The organism is Paraprevotella xylaniphila YIT 11841, from assembly GCF_000205165.1.
Classification (GTDB): Bacteria; Bacteroidota; Bacteroidia; order Bacteroidales; family Bacteroidaceae; genus Paraprevotella; species Paraprevotella xylaniphila.
Map to the genome: position 1 here is coordinate 47,741 of NZ_GL883841.1, position 18,352 is coordinate 66,092.

An 18,352-nucleotide genomic window follows, 5' to 3' on the forward strand; every position below is an offset into this window, starting at 1 on the left:
CAAAATCCGACCGCCGCCTTTATGCTTTTTTATCCCAAACACCCGTCCCACTTCGACAAATATGCCTAACTTTGCCACTTTAAAACAATCAACTCCAATGGAAGAAACCAGACACATCCAGATTAAAGACTTCAACTACAATCTGCCCGAGGAACGTATCGCAAAATTCCCCCTAACCGAACGGGATCAGTCCAAACTGTTGGTGTACCGTCACGGAACGGTGGGCGAGGACACGTTCACTTCGTTGCCGGACTATTTGCCCCAAGGCGCCCTGATGGTATTCAACAACACGAAAGTCATACAGGCGCGGTTGCATTTCCACAAAGATACCGGCGCGCTCATCGAGGTGTTCTGCCTGGAACCTGTCCGTCCGCACGACTACGCGCTGATGTTCCAACAAACCGGTCGTTGCAGTTGGCTTTGCCTTGTGGGCAATCTGAAAAAATGGAAAAGCGGCAGCTTATCCTGCCCCGTGGAAATCGGCGGACGCAGCATCACCTTGAAGGCTACCCGGGGCGAGAATCGCGGCACCAGCCACTGGATTGATTTTGAATGGGACGACGAACAAACGACTTGGGCTGAAATTTTGGAAGCCGTGGGCGAACTGCCCATCCCGCCCTATCTGAACCGCGAGACACAGGAAAGCGACAAGACGACCTACCAGACGGTGTACTCTAAAATCAAAGGCAGCGTAGCTGCCCCCACGGCCGGACTCCATTTCACAGAACGCGTGTTGGCCGATTTGGATGCCCACGGCATCGACCGCGAGGAAGTGACGCTCCACGTCGGGGCGGGCACGTTCAAACCGGTGAAAAGCGAAGAAATAGCCGGGCACGAGATGCACACGGAATACATCTGCGTACATCGCAGCACGATAGAGAAACTGTTGGCCCACGGCGGCGCATGCATTGCCGTGGGTACGACTTCGGTGCGCACCCTTGAGAGCTTATATTATATAGGTGTGGCATTGAACGGAAATCCCGACGCATCGGAGGAGGAGCTGCACGTACCGCAGTGGATGCCTTACGAGTATGCTGCACGGACGCGCCCTGTAGGAAGCCCCGACAACGGACATCCGGAAGCACTCACTACACTGCAAGCCCTACAGAACGTATTGGATTATCTGGACCGTCACGGACTGACAGCCCTGCACACCAGTACGCAAATCATCATAGCTCCCGGATACGAATACCATATCGTGCGGATGATGGTCACCAACTTCCACCAACCGCAAAGCACGCTGTTGCTGCTCGTCTCGGCTTTCGTGCACGGCGACTGGCGCACGATTTACGACTACGCCCTCGCCCACGATTTCCGTTTCCTCAGCTACGGTGACAGCTCATTACTCATCCCTTAACCCCCGCGAAACCTCATGATAGCTACACAAGAAGACAACCGGGAAGAGATGTTTCCCCTCGTGGATGAAGAGGGGAACATCATCGGAGCCGCCACGCGCGGCGAATGCCACAATGGCAGCAAATGCCTTCACCCCGTGGTACACTTGCATGTGTTCAACAGCCGGGGCGAACTTTACCTGCAAAAACGTCCGCATTGGAAAGACATCCAACCGGGAAGATGGGACACGGCCGTAGGAGGCCACGTGGACTTGGGCGAAAGCGTGGAGATGGCCTTGCACCGCGAAGCGGAAGAAGAACTCGGCCTCACCGGCTTCACTCCCGAACGCCTCCCCCGCTATGTGTTTGAATCCGACCGCGAACGTGAATTGGTCTTCCCACACCGTTGTACTTACGACGGAAACATACGTCCCAGTGCGGAAACAGATGGCGGACGTTTCTGGAGCACGACAGAAATCCATGAAGCGATGGGAAAAGGTATCTTCACGCCCAATTTTGAAAGCGAATACAAGAGACTTTTCGGGAACGAACCAGACACGCTTTTGTGAATGGAATCTATAATCCATTACATTCTTTAACATCATCCGATGAAACAAAAGATCAGCTTCTGCGTATTCTTTATAAAAAGGGAAAGAACGGCCATGTCCTGACCACCGGAAACGGTTCCGCCCCTTGCAACATTAACCTCATGGAAAAGACAGAATTCGAAATAGCGGTATCCATGCTACGAGGCAAACTCGTAGACATCGCACGTTTCTATTTGTCTGATGAGGACGAGGCGGAAGACATCGTACAAGAAGCCATGCTCAAACTTTGGCTTATCCGAGACCGGCTCGACCGGGAAAAGAACATTTCTCCCATGGGTATGACCGTCACCCGCAACCTTTGCATCGACCGCCTGAGGCGACTCAAAACCCATCCGCACGAAAGCCTGACGGGGCATGACGCGCCCGACGGACAGCGAAGTGCACAGGCTATGATGGAAGACCACGAAAATGCGGAATGGATGCGTGGTGTCGTCCGGAACCTGCCGGACAAATACCGGGCCGTGCTTCGCATGCGTCAGGTGGAACACATGGAAATGAGCGAGATAGCCCGTATCATCGGAGCAACGGAAGGCGTAGTCCGCACCGTATTGTCACGGGCAAGGAAACAAATGATGGAACAACTAAAGGTAAGGAGAGATTGAACATGACGACAAACAAAGAAGACATCAGACGATTGCTTGACCTCTACATGGAGGGAAAGACCTCGTTGGAAGAAGAAGCCCTACTGATGGAATATTTCCGTTCGCCGGATGCCGACAAGGATTTTGCCGACTTCAAAACCATGTTCAACCAATTCGACGAAGGCGAACCTTCTTTCACGGAAGAAGAACAGGAGAGGTGGATGCAGTCATACCCATCGGAAGAAATTCCCGGCTCCTCCGCCCTACAGACCGTTCCTCCGATGCAACCGAAGCGTATAAGTCGCACAGGGTACATCGCCGTACGGTGGATAGCGGCAGCTTCCGTCTCTGCCGCATGTTTTTTCTTAGGAACCACCGTCTCGCGAAAGGAAGCTACACAGCCTACAAATTCCATCTCCATGCCCCCTACCGTCCTCACGGAAGTAAAGTGGAAAACCGATACGGTATTCATCGAAAAGCCAGTGCCCACTACGTTGACCGCCAAAATAATCACAATTCGGGACACAATTATCCTTCCTGCAAGCCACCCAAAAGGACAAATGTGGACAGCCCTCCCTACGGGGGAGGACACATCCACCACCAGAACGGGCTCAATACCCCAACCCGGCACCGCCCGACAAGACGCAGACACGGCAACCCAACAACAGGCCATGCCACACTTGGCCGACATTCAGGCCGAATTCCAAAAGCAGAAAAGAAGAATGGACGAATTCTCCAAACAATATGAACATATCGACCCTTATTATGAAAACTTATATTAAATACTGGCTCATGGCCGTGATAACGGTCATAGCATGCACAAACCATGTACATGCCCAAGAGTTCTATCGGGAAAATGAAACAGCCATGCACATATTTCACAAGCTTGACCGAATGTTTCCCAAACGTTACTTGGAACAAAGATGGATGACCGGTGCCCAATATTGGGTACAGTACTGGTTCGAAGACCAAGAAGATTACGAAGAGCACCAACCCTCAATAGCAGAAATCTTCGACCAATTGAATGACATCCCATTTCTGCACAAGCACACGGAAGAAACAGACAGTGGCGACATCATACGGAAAACCTACGCCATATCACTACGTTCCGACATCCGGGGGCAACAAGACTTCCTCAAACTCGAAGTCAGCCCAACCGGCATATTTTTCTATTACCAAACCACAAACCGTTTCGCCCAAGCCGAAAATGATGCCATACCCGACCAAGCCATCATCGCAGAACTCGAAAAACTGTTCAACCAATATGTATCACGCAGAAAAACAGTCAAACAAGAAGTGCGTTTCCACGGAGCATACGGACGTGTAGTACACAACAAAGGATATAACAACGACCCGACGGCTTTTTCGGAGGGTTACCGGTACATCATCCCTAAATGTACCTGGGCAGACTACCGGCTGTTTTATGACCTCTTCCACAAATACCTCAAAAAAGATGTCATCTACGTGGCAAGCAACGACGTGTACTGGGAATACGAAGAAACCGGAATAAGAGTCCGCCAAGCCGACGGCCGCCCATTATATATGGGAGCCGCATGGAAAAACGATAGGTTATACCTTATCCGTTTGGAAGGATCGCACAACGGAAACGGAGTCTTTCCCCGGGCTTGGGCAGAAGACAATCCGATATGGGATAGTTCATACGTCACAAAAAAATTGCAAAAAAACAGGCAAGCAAGACAGAAATAAGTTAATCCGTCCCGGTCACCTTGTGAAAAGTGTCCGGGACCTTTTATTTTGTAGGAAACAAGAGATTATCAAGCCTTCTCTATTTCTTCCACCGACAAGCCCGTAGCACCGGTAATGGCCTCCACGGACAATCCCATGGCCTTTAACCTGTGGGCTATCTCCAAAGCCTTGGCATGCTCTCCTTCGGCACGCCCTTCCATGCGGCCCTCCGCACGCCCTTCTGCACGCCCCTCGGCACGTTCCGTATAAATATTGCTGCGCAAAATGACGATGTTATCCAGATGACGGTAATAAGCCTCTCGCTCGCCTTTTGTCATCCCGTCCACCTTCAGGCGTTCGCGTACCTCCGCCAATCCGGGAGCGTGGGCCGACTCGGAAATCTCACCCGTATTCAAATAGTAGATCCATTCCTCCAACGGGGTCTTGGCCACTTTGTTGAAGTCGTTCACCTTCAGGATATAATACTCCGGATAAAGTTGGCTCACGGCATCCACCTTGAAGGTCTGCCGTTGGAAAGGAGTCAGTTCCAGTATGTCGTTCTCATGGATGCCTCGAAATTCCGTCTTGCCATGGTACACGATATCCTTGCCATGCCCCAAGGAAAAATAAACAATGTTCACGCTGTACACCTTACGCACGTTCTCATACCCCTCTCCACGGTTGATGTATTCCGTCACCAACTTCGACACGCCGAACAACATACGTTGGAAATAGGCATACTCATTGTTGTTCTGCACCTCGATGAGTATCAGTTCCCCTTTGGAATCCAAGGCCAACAAATCCACACGGTTATACTTGTCGAACTCGTATTCCTGATTGCTTTCGCTCTCCAACAACTGGCTGATGGTGATTTTCTCATCCAGAAGCGTGGTCAACAATCCTTCCAACACACCGAAATTGGCCTTGTTGCGCAACAGGCGCTTCATCGCCCAATCAAAACGGATATAGTTTGCCATAAGCGTAGACTTTATTGCAATATATTTTTGCAAATATAATGTTTTTCCATTGCCCGTCCTCCAAAGCTCACATAAAGAGTGTTAACTACAAAATTCGCACGATACTTTCAAAAAAACGGCTCCGGACTGTCACAAAACAACACTTCCTGCGTATTATTAACAAAAGGATGTAATTAAAATATACATTAACAGAACATAAAAGTGGAAAAGCCATGAGAAAGACCTTCTTCAATACCCTTCCGATCCTTGCGGCCATCCTCCTGGCCCTCGCCTGCCCCGAAACCATGGGACAAGTCATCTACGGCGGCATATTCAATTCAGTCACGCGCCAACGTATCAGTAACGTGAAAGTGGAACTTATGGACAAGCATTACGTCACCCTCGATTCCATGCGCAACCCCAAAAACAACCGGATAGCCGACCGGCCGTCGGCATGGTTCTTCGATATGGAAAACCGCCTAGCCCAACCCTACATCCTGCGCTTCAAGGCCGAGGGATATGAAACACAGGACGTGCCCGTGGACTCTTTTACCTTCCGCCGCCGGGAAACGGCACGCTTCATCGCGGATGTTTACATGGAGAAAGCCATCAAGCATAAGACATTAGAGGAAGTGACCGTAAAGGCCACGAAGATAAAGATATATACGCGCGGCGACACGGTGGCCTACAACGCCGACGCGTTCCAACTGGCCGAAGGCTCCATGCTCGATGCGCTCATCCGCCAACTTCCGGGCGTGGAACTGAAAGACGACGGGCGCATCCTCGTCAACGGGCGTTACGTGGAAAACCTGCTGCTCAACGGAGAGGATTTTTTCAAAGGCGAACCTTCCGTCATGCTCGAAAACCTGCCTGCCTACGCGGTCAAGGACGTGAAAGTGTACGACAAAGACGGGGAACTCAGCGAATTTCTCGGAAAGAAGACCGGTGATGAAGAATTGGTCATGGACGTACGCCTGAAACGGGAATACTCCGTGGGATGGTTGGCCAATGCCGAAGGGGCATACGGCACGGAGGAACGCTACCGCGCCCGCCTTTTCGGCCTGCGGTTCACGCCCCACACGCGTTTTTCCGCTTTTGCCAATTTCAACAACATGAACGAGAACCGCCAACCGGGTTACAACGGCGAATGGTCGCCCGCACAACTGACTGGCGGACTGCGCTCGAACAAGAACTTCGGAGTGAACTACATGGTGAACGAGAAGGACGGGAAGTACAAACTGAGCGGCAGCGCATCTTACCTGCACTACGACACGGACGTGCGCTCGCAAACCACCGGCGTGAACTTCCTGCCCGACGGCGACACTTACTCCAAGGAAGCACACGAACAGTTCTACTGCCAAACGTGGTTCAACACTTCGCACACGTTCCAGTTCACTTGGGACAAGGTGTTCCTGAACTTGCAACCATCGTTTAACTGGGGCAAATGGGACGACCGCAACACTTACCTTTCCGGCACGTTCAACACCGACCCCGAACCGTACGCCTCCGGCAACCTGTTGGACAGCCTGGCCTCGCCCGAAGCCGGCGACCTCATGCGCCGCATCGCCATCAACCGCTCCAAGACCGCCCAAAACAACAAAGGTAACAAGACGGACGCTGCCTTCAACGCCTACTCGGCCATCAAGACCGGCATCGCCAACGACAACCTGAACCTTTACGCCAATGTGCGGTACAGCGATTACGAACAACGTTGGTACGAACACTACCGGTTGGACTATCCGGCAGGCGGCGGACAGACGGACTACCGCAACAAATATACCAACGACGACGGCCCTATCCGCAACCTGAACCTCAACACCGGAGGGGAGTATTGGCTTTGGTTTCCTTGCAACCTGGCCATAGTGCCGGGATACAACTACCATTGGCATGACCACACCAAACGTTACGAACTCTACCGGCTCGACGAACTGGCCGGTTGGGAAGAGGACGGCGACCATCCCTTAGGCATGCTGCCCTCCGAAGCGGAACTCCTGCAACAGACGCTAGATGCCCCCAACAGCTATTGGTCTTACCTGACCGATTACTCCCACCGGGGAAGCCTCTATGCCAAATGGGAAGGCAGACCCCGGACATCGGGCGAAGGAACCTGGTGGTACGTGGAAACCCGCCTGCCGCTCATGTACGTATGGCAGACGCTAGACTACCAACGCGAACGGTTGGACACCACCGTCAGCCGCCGACATGTCATGTTCGAGCCAAGTTTCAGGGTCTACGGCCGATGGCACAACTACCAACGGGGCATCGACATCCGCTACAACAAAAGCGTCTCTTTCCCGTCCATGACCTCGTTCATCTACATCCGTTCCACGGACGACCCGTTGAACATCCGCCTGAGCAACACGGGACTAAAGAACTCTCACCAACACAACGTCTCCGTGTACTACTACCTGAACAGCAACCGCAAACAACACCACTTCAGCACCTACTGGAGTTACTCCATCACACAAGATGCCGTGGCACAGGGATACGTGTACGACAAGACGACGGGCGTGCGCACCTACCGTCCGGAAAACGTAAACGGGAATTACAACATCGGTGGTAACGTGAACTATTCCATGCCGCTCGACAAAGCCCGCCGCCTCACGCTGAACAGCGGACTGTGGTCGCGGCTCTACAATTCGGTGGACCTCATCAGCGTGACGGACGGCATGGCTCCGGCCCGCAGCACCGTACAGACCTACAACTCGGGCGGAAGCCTCAACATGGAATATGCCTTCCCCAAGGACGTGAGAGTGGGCGTGAAAGCCCGCTGCACGTGGAACCACCTGAGCAGTGGCCGGGAGAACTTCACGACCCTCAACACCTACGACTATAATTACGGCCTGATAGCACAGGCCAAACTGCCATGGGACCTGCAATTCAATACCGACCTGACCTTGTACAGCCGACGGGGCTACGGTGAAAGCGGCATGAACACGGACGACATCGTATGGAACGCCACCCTATCGAAGAAACTTCTCAAAAAACGTGTGACGCTCTCCCTTGATGGATTCGATATCCTCGGACAGCTTTCCAACGTCACCCAGACGCTGAACGGGCAAGGACGCTACGAGACGTGGCGCAACGTCATTCCCAGTTATGCCATGCTGCGCCTCACCTACAACTTGGACATCAAACCGGCCAAGCGGAGAGGAGAATAAATAGAAACTTATATACAAAAATCATTTGGCGCAGAACGGAAAATCGTTCTGCGCCAAATGATTTTTCAATCTGCGGCAAACGATTTTCCGTTTGCCGCAGATTTTTTTCAAAGGCTTAAGCGATTGAAAAACAACGTCATGACAAGCCTACATTTTCTTTACAAGCATCCATTCCCGGACGGATGCCTATACCATACACTACCGGAAGAGTCCGTAAGCCTCCCATGCTTCCGTTGTCAGAAGGTGAGCTTCAACGTGGCCATGCCGTAGGGCTTCATCGTCAGCGTCCCGTCCACTATTTGCCCGGGCTGCTCTTCAAGCGTGCAAAGCGACACGGACGACGGACGATGGGCCGGAAAGTCCAAAGCCACCGTCTCTTCCCTGTCCGACACGGAACGCAGGCGGACAATCATCTCGTTGTCTTTCTCCGTGGATTTCAGCACGGTGACATACACGGCACGGTTGTCTACCGAAATGACGGACTTCACGTCCGGATTCTTGTCCGCCGTAACATGTACCAACGGTTGCGCCTGCTCCAAGCCAAAACGGTTGGCGTCTACAGCATCATATCCGCCATGCGGATGAATGCGGTAGCGGAAAGCCACCGGCCCGTCCTGCGTCAGGGGGAAGTTCGTGTGCCAATGGTTGTTCATCGCCCAGGAATACACCGTGGAAGACGGTTCCAGCTTGGTCAGCCAAGGCCCTTGTCCGCCCCATCCCAACGAAATGTTGGCCGTGCGGTCGCCATACTCAAACAAGGGGGCATCCAAAGCACACCATGTCACGCCATGAGTGTCGTTCGAAACGTCCAACCAACGTTGCAGGGCCATCCAATTGCGGTTGGCTTGCGGCCACTGGTCTTTCTCCACTTCCATTATCCCCCAAGGGATATCCACTTTCGTCACACCCTGCGGCACGTTGAAACCGAAACCGAAATGTATGCCGTCCTTGTCCAACAGCGGCAACTTGTCTACCACATTGGTGGTCTCCACCCACGGTTGCCCGGCCACCAGACGGACGGTACGTGTCACCGAACGGCAACCTTTCATCATGGACTGCACTTTCAATTCCACCACCAATCCGCCTTGTTCGGTCACCGTGATGGCCTGCACCTTGTCGGCTTCGGGCTTGTTTTCATTGGCCGGCAGCCAACTGCACGAATTGGCCCCTCCGTCCACCGACGCGTCGATATAATTGTAATCCTCTCCGGCACGGGTCAAGGACACGATGTTTCCTGTCTTGCCGTCTATCGTGACACGCACACAACCATTGTCTAACGTATAACCATCTAACTTACAGGCATCTCCTGGCACGGCATCACCTTCCACCACACGGTAGTGGCGCGAACCCAACGCCGGTACATCCGAAGCCCAGAACGCCAGTTCGCCAGTAGACAACCGTTGCGACGGCACAGCATTTCCTACATCGTCCACCACTTTGTCGCCCTTTTGACTCTCTGAAGAGGACAAAGTAACCAATCCTCCATGCGGCCAAGACAACGTATTAAATACCGCGATGCCACCATTCGACGGTCCTTCGCGCGGCCCCAACGCGCCGTTAGACTTGTCAGTGGCCAAGCCCAACGCCTCGTCCAACAAGGTCATCGAACGGGCTTCTGCTTCATAAAAATAAGATTGCTTTACCTTACTGATCGCTTCATGGAAATACGGTTCCCAAGGATTCTCAAAATCCCACGTATGTTCTGAACCCAAAAGGATGTACCGCCACCCCTCGTCGAACTCGGCACGCGGCGCACAAGCTCCTCCGGCCAGCATCGACCACACCGTCTCGGCCTGCGTGATACGTTCCTTGTTGCGGCGGTTCACTGCGGTAAGCCGTGCGGCCGTACCCAAGCCATCAGTCCAATACTCCGTATAATCACCATGCACCACAGGCAGGCGGTCGCCATATTTTTCCTCCAAAGTCTTCATGACCTCATGGCCGCCGCTAATGACAATCTTGGGATAGGCATATTTCTTGTTCCACTCATTGACAGCGTAAGGCACGTCGGCATCCACCGGATTGTTATCCCAAAGCGACCAGGACAAGACGATGAAGTCATACGGGTAGTTTTTCTTCTCCAGATCCACAAGCTGCCCGGTAAAATCAACATTGGCACTACCCATTTGGATACGCGCCGGGACCTTACGTGCATTGCGTTGGCCGAACCATGGGCGACCGGTCGTATTGCCCTTGTCCATGCTTCCGCTGTTGGCATATTTTCCCGGTTGGAGAAACAACACTTTGGAATGGCCGTCCGGCCCTACCCACCAGAAAGGAAAACCGTCTATCCCGAAAGAATGGGCATTGCCGCCCCGATCGGTGTTCGGCCATGAAATGACATACTTGATGCCTTCCTGAGCCATGACGGGCACCAAGCCCCAAGAGATGCCGGGGATGTCGAACTGTTGGAATACATCCGCAGGCACTCCGGAAAGTCTCTGCAATTCACGTGAGAACTTAAATACGTGGAACAGTTCCTCATCCGAACAAATGCTCGTGTTCAGGTTCAGGTAAGAGGCATCCACGGACAAGCCTCCGCCCTTTATGGAAGCTATAATCTCGTCGCGCATCCCCGGTTCGGAGTTCCACAATCGTTCAATCGGCCAAGTCACCTCGGGATTCCACACAAAACGCGCACCGTCCACATGGCCGACAGTCTCGTGCGAGAGCTTCATACCTTCCTTAACATTCGTCTTATGCAACATCTCCACGTTTTTGTGCGTGTTCGTGTAACCGATGTCCACGTGCGAATGGTTGTAAAGGTACACCGTCCAATGCCGCATCGGTTCCACGGTGACTTTCGTCTTCACTTTCTTTTCGGTTCCGCGCACCGTCAGCGAAACATCCACGGTCTTGTCCACGGGCAAGGCGGAAGGCAACATGACCTCCACTTCTGCCGAATCCTCCGCATCAATGCGGAAAGCGGATGTCTCCTTCAGTTTCCTATACGCCACATCCACACAGACCTCGCCTTTCAATTCAGCCCCCTTCAACCGCACGGCAACGATACGTCCCGGCGAACGGTCTTGTCTATACCCATACAAAGGTTTCACTACACAACTGACCTGTTCCGGAACCACATCGGCATTCACATTGCCCGCCGCCAGAACCGCCAACATCCCACAAAAAAAATTTCTTTTCATCACATTGATTAGTTTTCATTGTATCGGTCACAAAGTGACAAAAAAAAGACGGGACGGGCAACCAAGCATAACGCAAAAAATACCACATTCTCGCCACACCGTGCGAAAAGCCACCGCAAAGACTTCCTTTATCGGCCGATTCTGCCTATCTTTGCCCACACATATACAACAAAACTTAAACATTACCTAATCATGAAACTCAAAAAACGAATGATGACTGGCATGTTGGCCGCCACCCTCGGGGCCATGGTACCGGCGCAGGCACAAACGGCCGAGCCTTCTCCTTACAGCAGTTACCTCTTCGCCTTCTTCTCCAACAATTCCCCTTACGGCGAACAGGTGCGCTATGCACTGAGCGATGACGGATATGACTACACGTCCCTCAACCAAGGGCGTCCGGTCGTGGCCTCGGACACCATCGCCCTGAAGAAAAGCATACGGGACCCGTACATCACAAGAGGCCGGGACGGGAAAACATTTTATATGGTCATGACGGACATGCGCTCGGACGAGGGTTGGCAAAGCAACGACGGACTCATCCTGATGAAGAGCACCGACCTCATCCATTGGCAACACACGGCCATCGACTTCCCCACACGTTTCCCCAACCTGACGGGATTCGACCGCGAAAACCTACATGCCGTTTGGGCGCCTCAAATCATCTGGGACGACGAGGCCGGGAAATATATGATTTATTACTCCATCGGGCGGCACGACTGGGAGTATCCCACGGAAGACCCGAACTTCAAACAGCCTTACTTCAAGCTGTTCTACTCTTACGTGAACGAAGACTTCACGGACATCACGGAGCCGAAACTGCTGTTCGACTTCGGTACGGCCGCCATAGACGGGGACATCGTGTATAACCCGAAAACGAAAGAATACGTGCTGTTCTTCAAAGACGAGGGACGCTCGGTCATGAACAAAGGATTCCGCACGCGGCAGGGCGTGATGCGTGCCACTGCACCCCGACCCACCGGCCCCTACACCATCGAATGGCGGCACCTGCAAAAAGAGGGGCAATATCCGGTGGAAGGTTCCAGTGTGTTCCCCCTCATCGGTTCGGACGAGTACGTCCTGATGTACGATTGCTACGCACAGGGGTTCTACCAATTCTGCAAGAGCACGAACCTGAAAGATTTCACATTCGTGCAAAACACGAAGACCCACGGTGACTTCACCCCGCGACATGGCTCTGTCATGCACATCACGCAGGCCGAACGGGAACGGTTGGAAGCCTGGTCCGAGCTGAGCACTGCGGTAAACGACCTCCGTACGCGCCCCGTCCCCACGCTGACGCTGAAACAACTTGAACGCCGCCCGGCCTTGTTGGCCGAAGCCCAAAAAGTGCTCGACACCGTATCCGACCCCGAAACCATGGTGGCCATGACAAAGAAACTGGAAAAGTTCAAATAAGCAAACAGAAGAAACCATACGCAAAAATGGCTGCACGGACCAGATGTACGTGCAGCCATTGGCATACTCGCTTACCACATGAACGCGACAGCTTACAATCCTATCGCATTTTTCAGGATACCCAAACAAGCGTCATCTTCCGTTTCATACGTCGTTTGGGCTATCACCTTGTTTTTCCCGTCCAACACCACAAAACTGGAAGCACCCATCTTATCGGCATCTATCCCCAAATATCGGTTCAGATAATCTCCTGTCGCACTTATCGGATTGTAGAAATCAATAATGGCATACCATTTCCTCTTCCGGTTTTGATTGACCACATAAATGGGGCCTCCTACTTTATAGTTTTCCATGTAAGCTTCCACTTCCGCACGGCTTTGCGCACAAACAGGATAGAAATCCACATTCTTCTGCCCGGCAAGCAGCTTATGGATTTGGGGATAAAGCACCAACGACGGTTCGCAATAGTCGCAAAGGATGTAGACAACCTTATAGGGCTTCTCTGATGCCTTGATTTTTGCGGCCAATGCTCCATCGCCCAAATCCACAACTTGCCCGTAAAGCGGGAATACGAACAAACCCAACAACAAAATCAAACTTAACTTTTTCATCGCAACTTCAATTCAAGGGAATTTTTCCTCCCGGAATATCTGCCGGTACACCTACTACATCGATAATATATCCCCCATGTTGCCCCAAAGAGTCTACAAAAGGTACTACGCCACGAGCTATTTGTCCCGTTTCAAATAAATAGTCAATTCTCCTTTCCATCTCTGCATACATTTCATCAGAGTTCAACCAATCATTCATATCTTCTATTGTAACAGAATCATTTATCCAATACAGGTCGTCATCAATCATCAAACAAGCATCATTCTTGTCAAACCCCTCAGGAAACTCTTCATCCAATAACAATTCTATATAATAACGAGAGTTCAAAGTATCCGTTTTCAACTCTACCAAATACTCCCCGTCAAATACAGCCTGTTTTGCAACAGACACACTGATGTTTTTCGGTAAGAATTTAAAATCACATAACCCGAATCCACGATTGCAGTCAAGCTTCTTACGAGCCAATTTCACACTCACAAGATTCAGGAATTTTAAGTCTTTTGGATTTACCGTCGCACTCGGTGCTTTTTTGTCCGGAAGTTCGTCTACCAAAGACTTAAATTTCACCTTTTCCATAAAAGCCAATTCGTCAAAACCATTCTCCCTTACCATGTCTTCCGTGCCATTTACAGAAATTTGTTCTTCTGATTGACACCCCACTGCGAAAGAGATAATCGCAAAGGCACATCCTACAATAAAAAAAACTCGTTCTCATAGCTTTATTTTTCTTAGTAATACATCGCAAATATAATGAATTTAAAAGAAAAACCAAACAATTACAAACTTTTTTTCGCAAAAATCATAAAACATAAAAAAACAAAAGATTCAATGTCCCCAAACAAAGACAATGAATCTTTTATTCCCTCCATAAATTGTCACTCATGAAAGTATCCTGCGGCCATTCCTTAAAAATCTGCCTGCAAATCGTCCGGCGACCAACCGTCCACCCAACGGATGACCGGAGTACCATCGGCTTCAAAATCTATCGGCAACCATATATGACGGGAATTTTTCAGGCTCCGGGGATTCCAACGGTCGGCCATGAACACGAAACCATCCTCTGTGCCTTCCACCTTAAAAATATACGTGCCTTGCGTATGGAAAGACTTCTTGGCATCTTTCCCGACAAAAGGGGAAGGCAACTGTTCCCACGGCCCCCACAACGAAGTGGCCTTGAACATGCGGGCTTCATTCGGTGCCCAACCCGTGCAACCGCTCGTAACCATCCAATACACACCGTCACGCTTGAAAATGGCCGGAGCCTCGTTCTGCCCGCCCGGCGCGACACGCACATACCGTCCGGTATAGTCCAAATAATCATCTGCCAACTCCGCAATGTTCAACGTCAGGTTCTCTTCTGCCGAATAAATATGATATGCCTTACCGTCATCGTCCACGTACACGGTCATGTCCCGGCTCATCTGTCCGCCCGGTACGTCGCGTGCCAAAAGCAGCCCCTCACGAATCGCCTCACGCCACTCCGGAGTCCACCATTCCTTATAGTCCGCTTCCTTCAGCTTCTTAGCCTTGCGGATGTCGCGGCGTGAAAAGTCCACCGGCCATTTGCCCGCATTCGGGCGCAAAGAACGGATAAACCGGAAAGGGCCAACCGGAGAATCGCTCTCGGCAAAGCCCACACGGGCAGCTGCATAGCCTTGCCCTTTCAACTCCAAATGGAACAGCATGACGAATTTCCCCGTCTTGGGGTTGCGCACCACCTTGGGACGCTCCATGATGCACCCCCGTTCTATGTCGTGCCCGGCCTCCTCGGAAACAGCCAAAGCCACTCCTTCGTCTTCCCAATTCATCAGGTCGGAAGAAGAATAGACCTCTACGCCTACTTCGGTGGTAAACCCGCGTGCAGGCCGGTTCTCGCCATACCAATAATACTTGCCTTCATGGAACAACAGGCCGCCCCCGTGGGCATTGATGTGCTCTCCTTTCCGGTCCGGCCATTCCTGACCTGGACGGATTTCATCCAAAGCCTGAGCTTCCACCGCCGCCACCATGGCGCACAGGAAGAAAGCCAAGCCCAAAATTCGCTTCAATTTCATTTTTCTTATTGTCATTAGGTTTTTACCTCATTTCCATCAGGGTTCTATTTCATACCACGAGCCTTGTAAATACGCTCCTTCGCATTGTTGATTTGTTGGAATTTCTCTTCCGCAGCCCGCCGCACATCTTCTCCTAACGTCGCTACGCGGTCGGGATGATGTTTCAGGGCCAATTTGCGGAAAGCCTTGCGCACCTCTTCGTCCGTGGCGGACGGCTCTATTTCCAGTACTTTATAGGCATCTGCCAAAGATTCGCCTTTCAAGTTGAGCATAGAATCCACCTCTCCGGCAGACAACTCCATGGCCAAAGCCACTTCCCGCAACGCCGTTATCTCTTCCGCACATACGTTTCCGTCGCTTTGTGCAATCCTTACCAAGAAATTCAGCAGCTGCAATCGTTCACCATAGTTCAGATGCGCGGCAATCTGTCTGCCACAATCGAAAATCATATCCCGAAATGCCACAGGGGACACTCCGTCCAACCGTTTGGCCTCATCGAAGAGCTTCAGCAAGATTTGTTCCCCCTCCTCTACTGCGGCTTCCCCGAAATTCGCACGAAGGAAGCGACGGACGAATTCCATTTCGCTGTGCATGATTTTCCGGTCTGCCCGCATCACGTAAGAGGCCATCACCAACATCGAAAACAAAAAGCTGTTCCGCCGCCCCTGTTCGTATCGGCCTCGCCCCACCTCATCCGCTTGCAAATCCTCTTGCATGCCTACAGCCTGCTTGTCAAACCACGAACCGATAAAATAACCGGCCAGTGCACCCAACGGCCCCATCGTCATGAACCCCATCGCACTGCCTATCCATTTTCCCACTCCCATATTCTATTCATTTTTTATTCGGAAATCCCTAACCATGGAAGACGGGCACAAAAACGCATGAAAACACCGTTTTACGATTTGGCCATGCCAACCTGTCCCCGACCTTCGTACGGACAAAGATATGAAGTTTTTCGCAGAAGACAGGAAAAACGTCCCCTTTTTCTTTCCACACCGACTGCGGCACACTGTCCTCGGACAGCAACAAGCAAAAAAGGAGAAAGGGAGAACGCCCACCCACGAACATTCTCCCTTTCACATTATAATAGGTTTCCGTAAACCGTCCGGCTTACATCATGCCGCCCATGCCACCCATTCCGGGAGCACCCATCGGCATATCGGCTTTTTCTTCCTTCTTGTCGCAGATGACACATTCGGTAGTCAAGAACATGCCGGCAATAGAAGCGGCATTCTCCAAAGCCACACGAGTCACCTTGGCCGGGTCGATGATACCGCTGGCTTTCATGTTCTCGTATTTGTCCTCACGGGCATTGTAACCGAAGTCGCCTTCAGCCTGGCGTACTTTTTCTACAACCACCGAACCTTCCAGACCTGCGTTCTCCACAATCTGGCGGAGAGGTTCTTCGATGGCGCGTTTTACGATATTGATACCTGTGGTTTCGTCTGCATTGGCACCCTCCAAGCCTTCCAAAGCCTTGATGGCGCGGATATATGCCACACCGCCACCCGGGATGATACCTTCCTCGATAGCTGCACGAGTTGCACACAAGGCATCGTCCACACGGTCTTTCTTTTCTTTCATTTCCACCTCACTCGGTGCACCGACATAGAGCACAGCCACACCACCGCTCAACTTAGCCAGACGCTCCTGCAACTTCTCTTTGTCGTAGTCGCTGGTAGAGTTGGCAATCTCATTCTTAATCTGATTGACACGATCCTTGATGAGTTCGCTCTGTCCGTGACCGTTAACGATGGTCGTGTTATCCTTAGAGATAGTCACCTTGTCGCAAGTACCCAACATTTCGATGGTAGCCTGCTCCAACTTCAAGCCCTTCTCTTCGCTGATGACCACACCGCCCGTCAACACGGCAATATCTTCCAACATGGCCTTGCGGCGGTCGCCGAAGCCCGGAGCTTTCACGGCACAAATCTTCAACTGGCTACGCAGACGGTTCACCACCAAAGTAGTCAACGCCTCGCTGTCTACGTCTTCCGCAATCACCAACAACGGGCGACCGCTTTGTACTGCCGGTTCGAGGATAGGCAGGAAATCCTTCAAGTTGGAAATCTTCTTGTCGTAAATCAAGATGTAAGGATTCTCCATCACGCACTCCATCTTCTCCGTATCGGTCACGAAATAAGCCGACAAGTAGCCGCGGTCGAACTGCATGCCTTCCACCACACCGATAGTAGTGTCGCGTCCCTTAGCCTCTTCGATAGTAATCACACCGTCCTTGCTGACTTTCTTCATGGCTTCGGCCAAAAGTTTCCCGATTTCCGGGTCATTGTTGGCACTGACGGTAGCCACTTGTTCTATCTTGTTGTAATCGTCGCCCACTTGTTCAGCCTGACCTTTGATATGCTCTACGACTTTGGCCACGGCCTTGTCGATACCGCGCTTCAAGTCCATCGGGTTCGCACCGGCAGCCACGTTCTTCAAGCCCACGCTCACGATGCTTTGTGCCAATACGGTAGCCGTGGTCGTTCCGTCACCGGCATCGTCGCCTGTTTTGCTAGCCACGCTCTTGACCAACTGCGCACCTGCGTTTTCAAACGCATCGGCCAACTCAATTTCCTTGGCTACGGTCACGCCGTCTTTCGTAATATGCGGCGCACCGAATTTCTTTTCGATAATGACGTTACGTCCTTTCGGGCCGAGAGTTACCTTTACCGCATTGGCCAACTGATCCACTCCGTTCTTCATCAGTTCACGGGCTTCTATGTTGAATTTAATATCTTTTGCCATGATTTTAGTCCTTTCTTTTGTCTATTATATATTAATGTATAAAACGA

14 protein-coding genes are annotated in these 18,352 nt (G+C 51.7%); 7 read left to right on the top strand and 7 right to left on the bottom strand.

Annotated features, from left to right (window positions below):
* Positions 1-97 precede the first annotated feature (97 nt).
* From HMPREF9442_RS07070 to HMPREF9442_RS07090, 5 genes are all read left to right on the top strand, one after another.
* Complete coding sequence (locus HMPREF9442_RS07070) at positions 98-1,357, top strand: S-adenosylmethionine:tRNA ribosyltransferase-isomerase (protein ID WP_040602770.1); 1,260 nt, start codon at positions 98-100, stop codon at positions 1,355-1,357.
* A gap of 15 nt (positions 1,358-1,372) precedes the next feature.
* The gene (locus HMPREF9442_RS07075; protein WP_008626857.1) at positions 1,373-1,903 is read left to right on the top strand and encodes an NUDIX hydrolase; all 531 of its coding nucleotides are present in this window, start codon (positions 1,373-1,375) and stop codon (positions 1,901-1,903) included.
* A gap of 140 nt (positions 1,904-2,043) precedes the next feature.
* A complete protein-coding gene (locus HMPREF9442_RS07080) occupies positions 2,044-2,544 on the top strand; it encodes a GFO_1088 family ECF-type sigma factor (protein ID WP_040602789.1) in 501 nt (166 codons plus the stop codon).
* Positions 2,545-2,546: 2 nt separating this feature from the next.
* Complete coding sequence (locus tag HMPREF9442_RS07085) at positions 2,547-3,305, top strand: PG0215 family putative anti-sigma factor (RefSeq protein WP_008626859.1); 759 nt, start codon at positions 2,547-2,549, stop codon at positions 3,303-3,305.
* Entirely contained in the window at positions 3,289-4,230 is a 942-nt protein-coding gene (locus HMPREF9442_RS07090) for a hypothetical protein (protein WP_008626860.1), read from the top strand. The genes HMPREF9442_RS07085 and HMPREF9442_RS07090 overlap by 17 nt, the downstream gene beginning before the upstream one ends.
* Before the next feature lie 68 nt (positions 4,231-4,298).
* On the opposite strand, the gene HMPREF9442_RS07095 is transcribed toward HMPREF9442_RS07090, so the two are convergent.
* Positions 4,299-5,186, bottom strand: a complete 888-nt coding sequence (locus tag HMPREF9442_RS07095) for an Rpn family recombination-promoting nuclease/putative transposase (protein WP_008626862.1) — start codon at positions 5,184-5,186, stop codon at positions 4,299-4,301.
* Positions 5,187-5,398: 212 nt separating this feature from the next.
* On the opposite strand from HMPREF9442_RS07095, the gene HMPREF9442_RS07100 reads away from it, so the two are divergent.
* Positions 5,399-8,326, top strand: a complete 2,928-nt coding sequence (locus tag HMPREF9442_RS07100; RefSeq protein WP_008626864.1) for an outer membrane beta-barrel protein — start codon at positions 5,399-5,401, stop codon at positions 8,324-8,326.
* Positions 8,327-8,562: 236 nt separating this feature from the next.
* Here HMPREF9442_RS07100 and HMPREF9442_RS07105 read toward each other — a convergent pair whose 3' ends face one another.
* Positions 8,563-11,472, bottom strand: coding sequence for a glycoside hydrolase family 38 C-terminal domain-containing protein (locus HMPREF9442_RS07105; protein ID WP_008626866.1), 2,910 nt, complete (start codon positions 11,470-11,472; stop codon positions 8,563-8,565).
* A gap of 192 nt (positions 11,473-11,664) precedes the next feature.
* Between HMPREF9442_RS07105 and HMPREF9442_RS07110 the strand changes: the two genes are divergently transcribed.
* Entirely contained in the window at positions 11,665-12,888 is a 1,224-nt protein-coding gene (locus HMPREF9442_RS07110) for a glycoside hydrolase family 43 protein (protein WP_008626868.1), read from the top strand.
* 92 nt (positions 12,889-12,980) lie between these two features.
* Here HMPREF9442_RS07110 and HMPREF9442_RS07115 read toward each other — a convergent pair whose 3' ends face one another.
* The 5 genes from HMPREF9442_RS07115 to groL form a co-directional block, all read right to left on the bottom strand.
* Positions 12,981-13,499 carry a hypothetical protein gene (locus tag HMPREF9442_RS07115; protein ID WP_008626869.1) on the bottom strand — a complete coding sequence of 173 codons (519 nt, stop codon included), beginning with the start codon at positions 13,497-13,499 and terminating at the stop codon, positions 12,981-12,983.
* A gap of 7 nt (positions 13,500-13,506) precedes the next feature.
* Positions 13,507-14,112, bottom strand: coding sequence for a hypothetical protein (locus HMPREF9442_RS07120; RefSeq protein ID WP_008626870.1), 606 nt, complete (start codon positions 14,110-14,112; stop codon positions 13,507-13,509).
* A 293-nt stretch (positions 14,113-14,405) separates the two neighbouring features.
* A complete protein-coding gene (locus tag HMPREF9442_RS07125) occupies positions 14,406-15,554 on the bottom strand; it encodes a glycoside hydrolase family 43 protein (protein ID WP_040602771.1) in 1,149 nt (382 codons plus the stop codon).
* A 44-nt stretch (positions 15,555-15,598) separates the two neighbouring features.
* Positions 15,599-16,381: a DnaJ domain-containing protein gene (locus tag HMPREF9442_RS07130; protein WP_008626887.1), complete on the bottom strand. Its 783-nt coding sequence runs from the start codon at positions 16,379-16,381 to the stop codon at positions 15,599-15,601.
* Positions 16,382-16,667: 286 nt separating this feature from the next.
* Positions 16,668-18,305, bottom strand: coding sequence for a chaperonin GroEL (groL, locus tag HMPREF9442_RS07140; protein WP_008623033.1), 1,638 nt, complete (start codon positions 18,303-18,305; stop codon positions 16,668-16,670).
* Between the last annotated feature and the right edge of the window lie 47 nt (positions 18,306-18,352).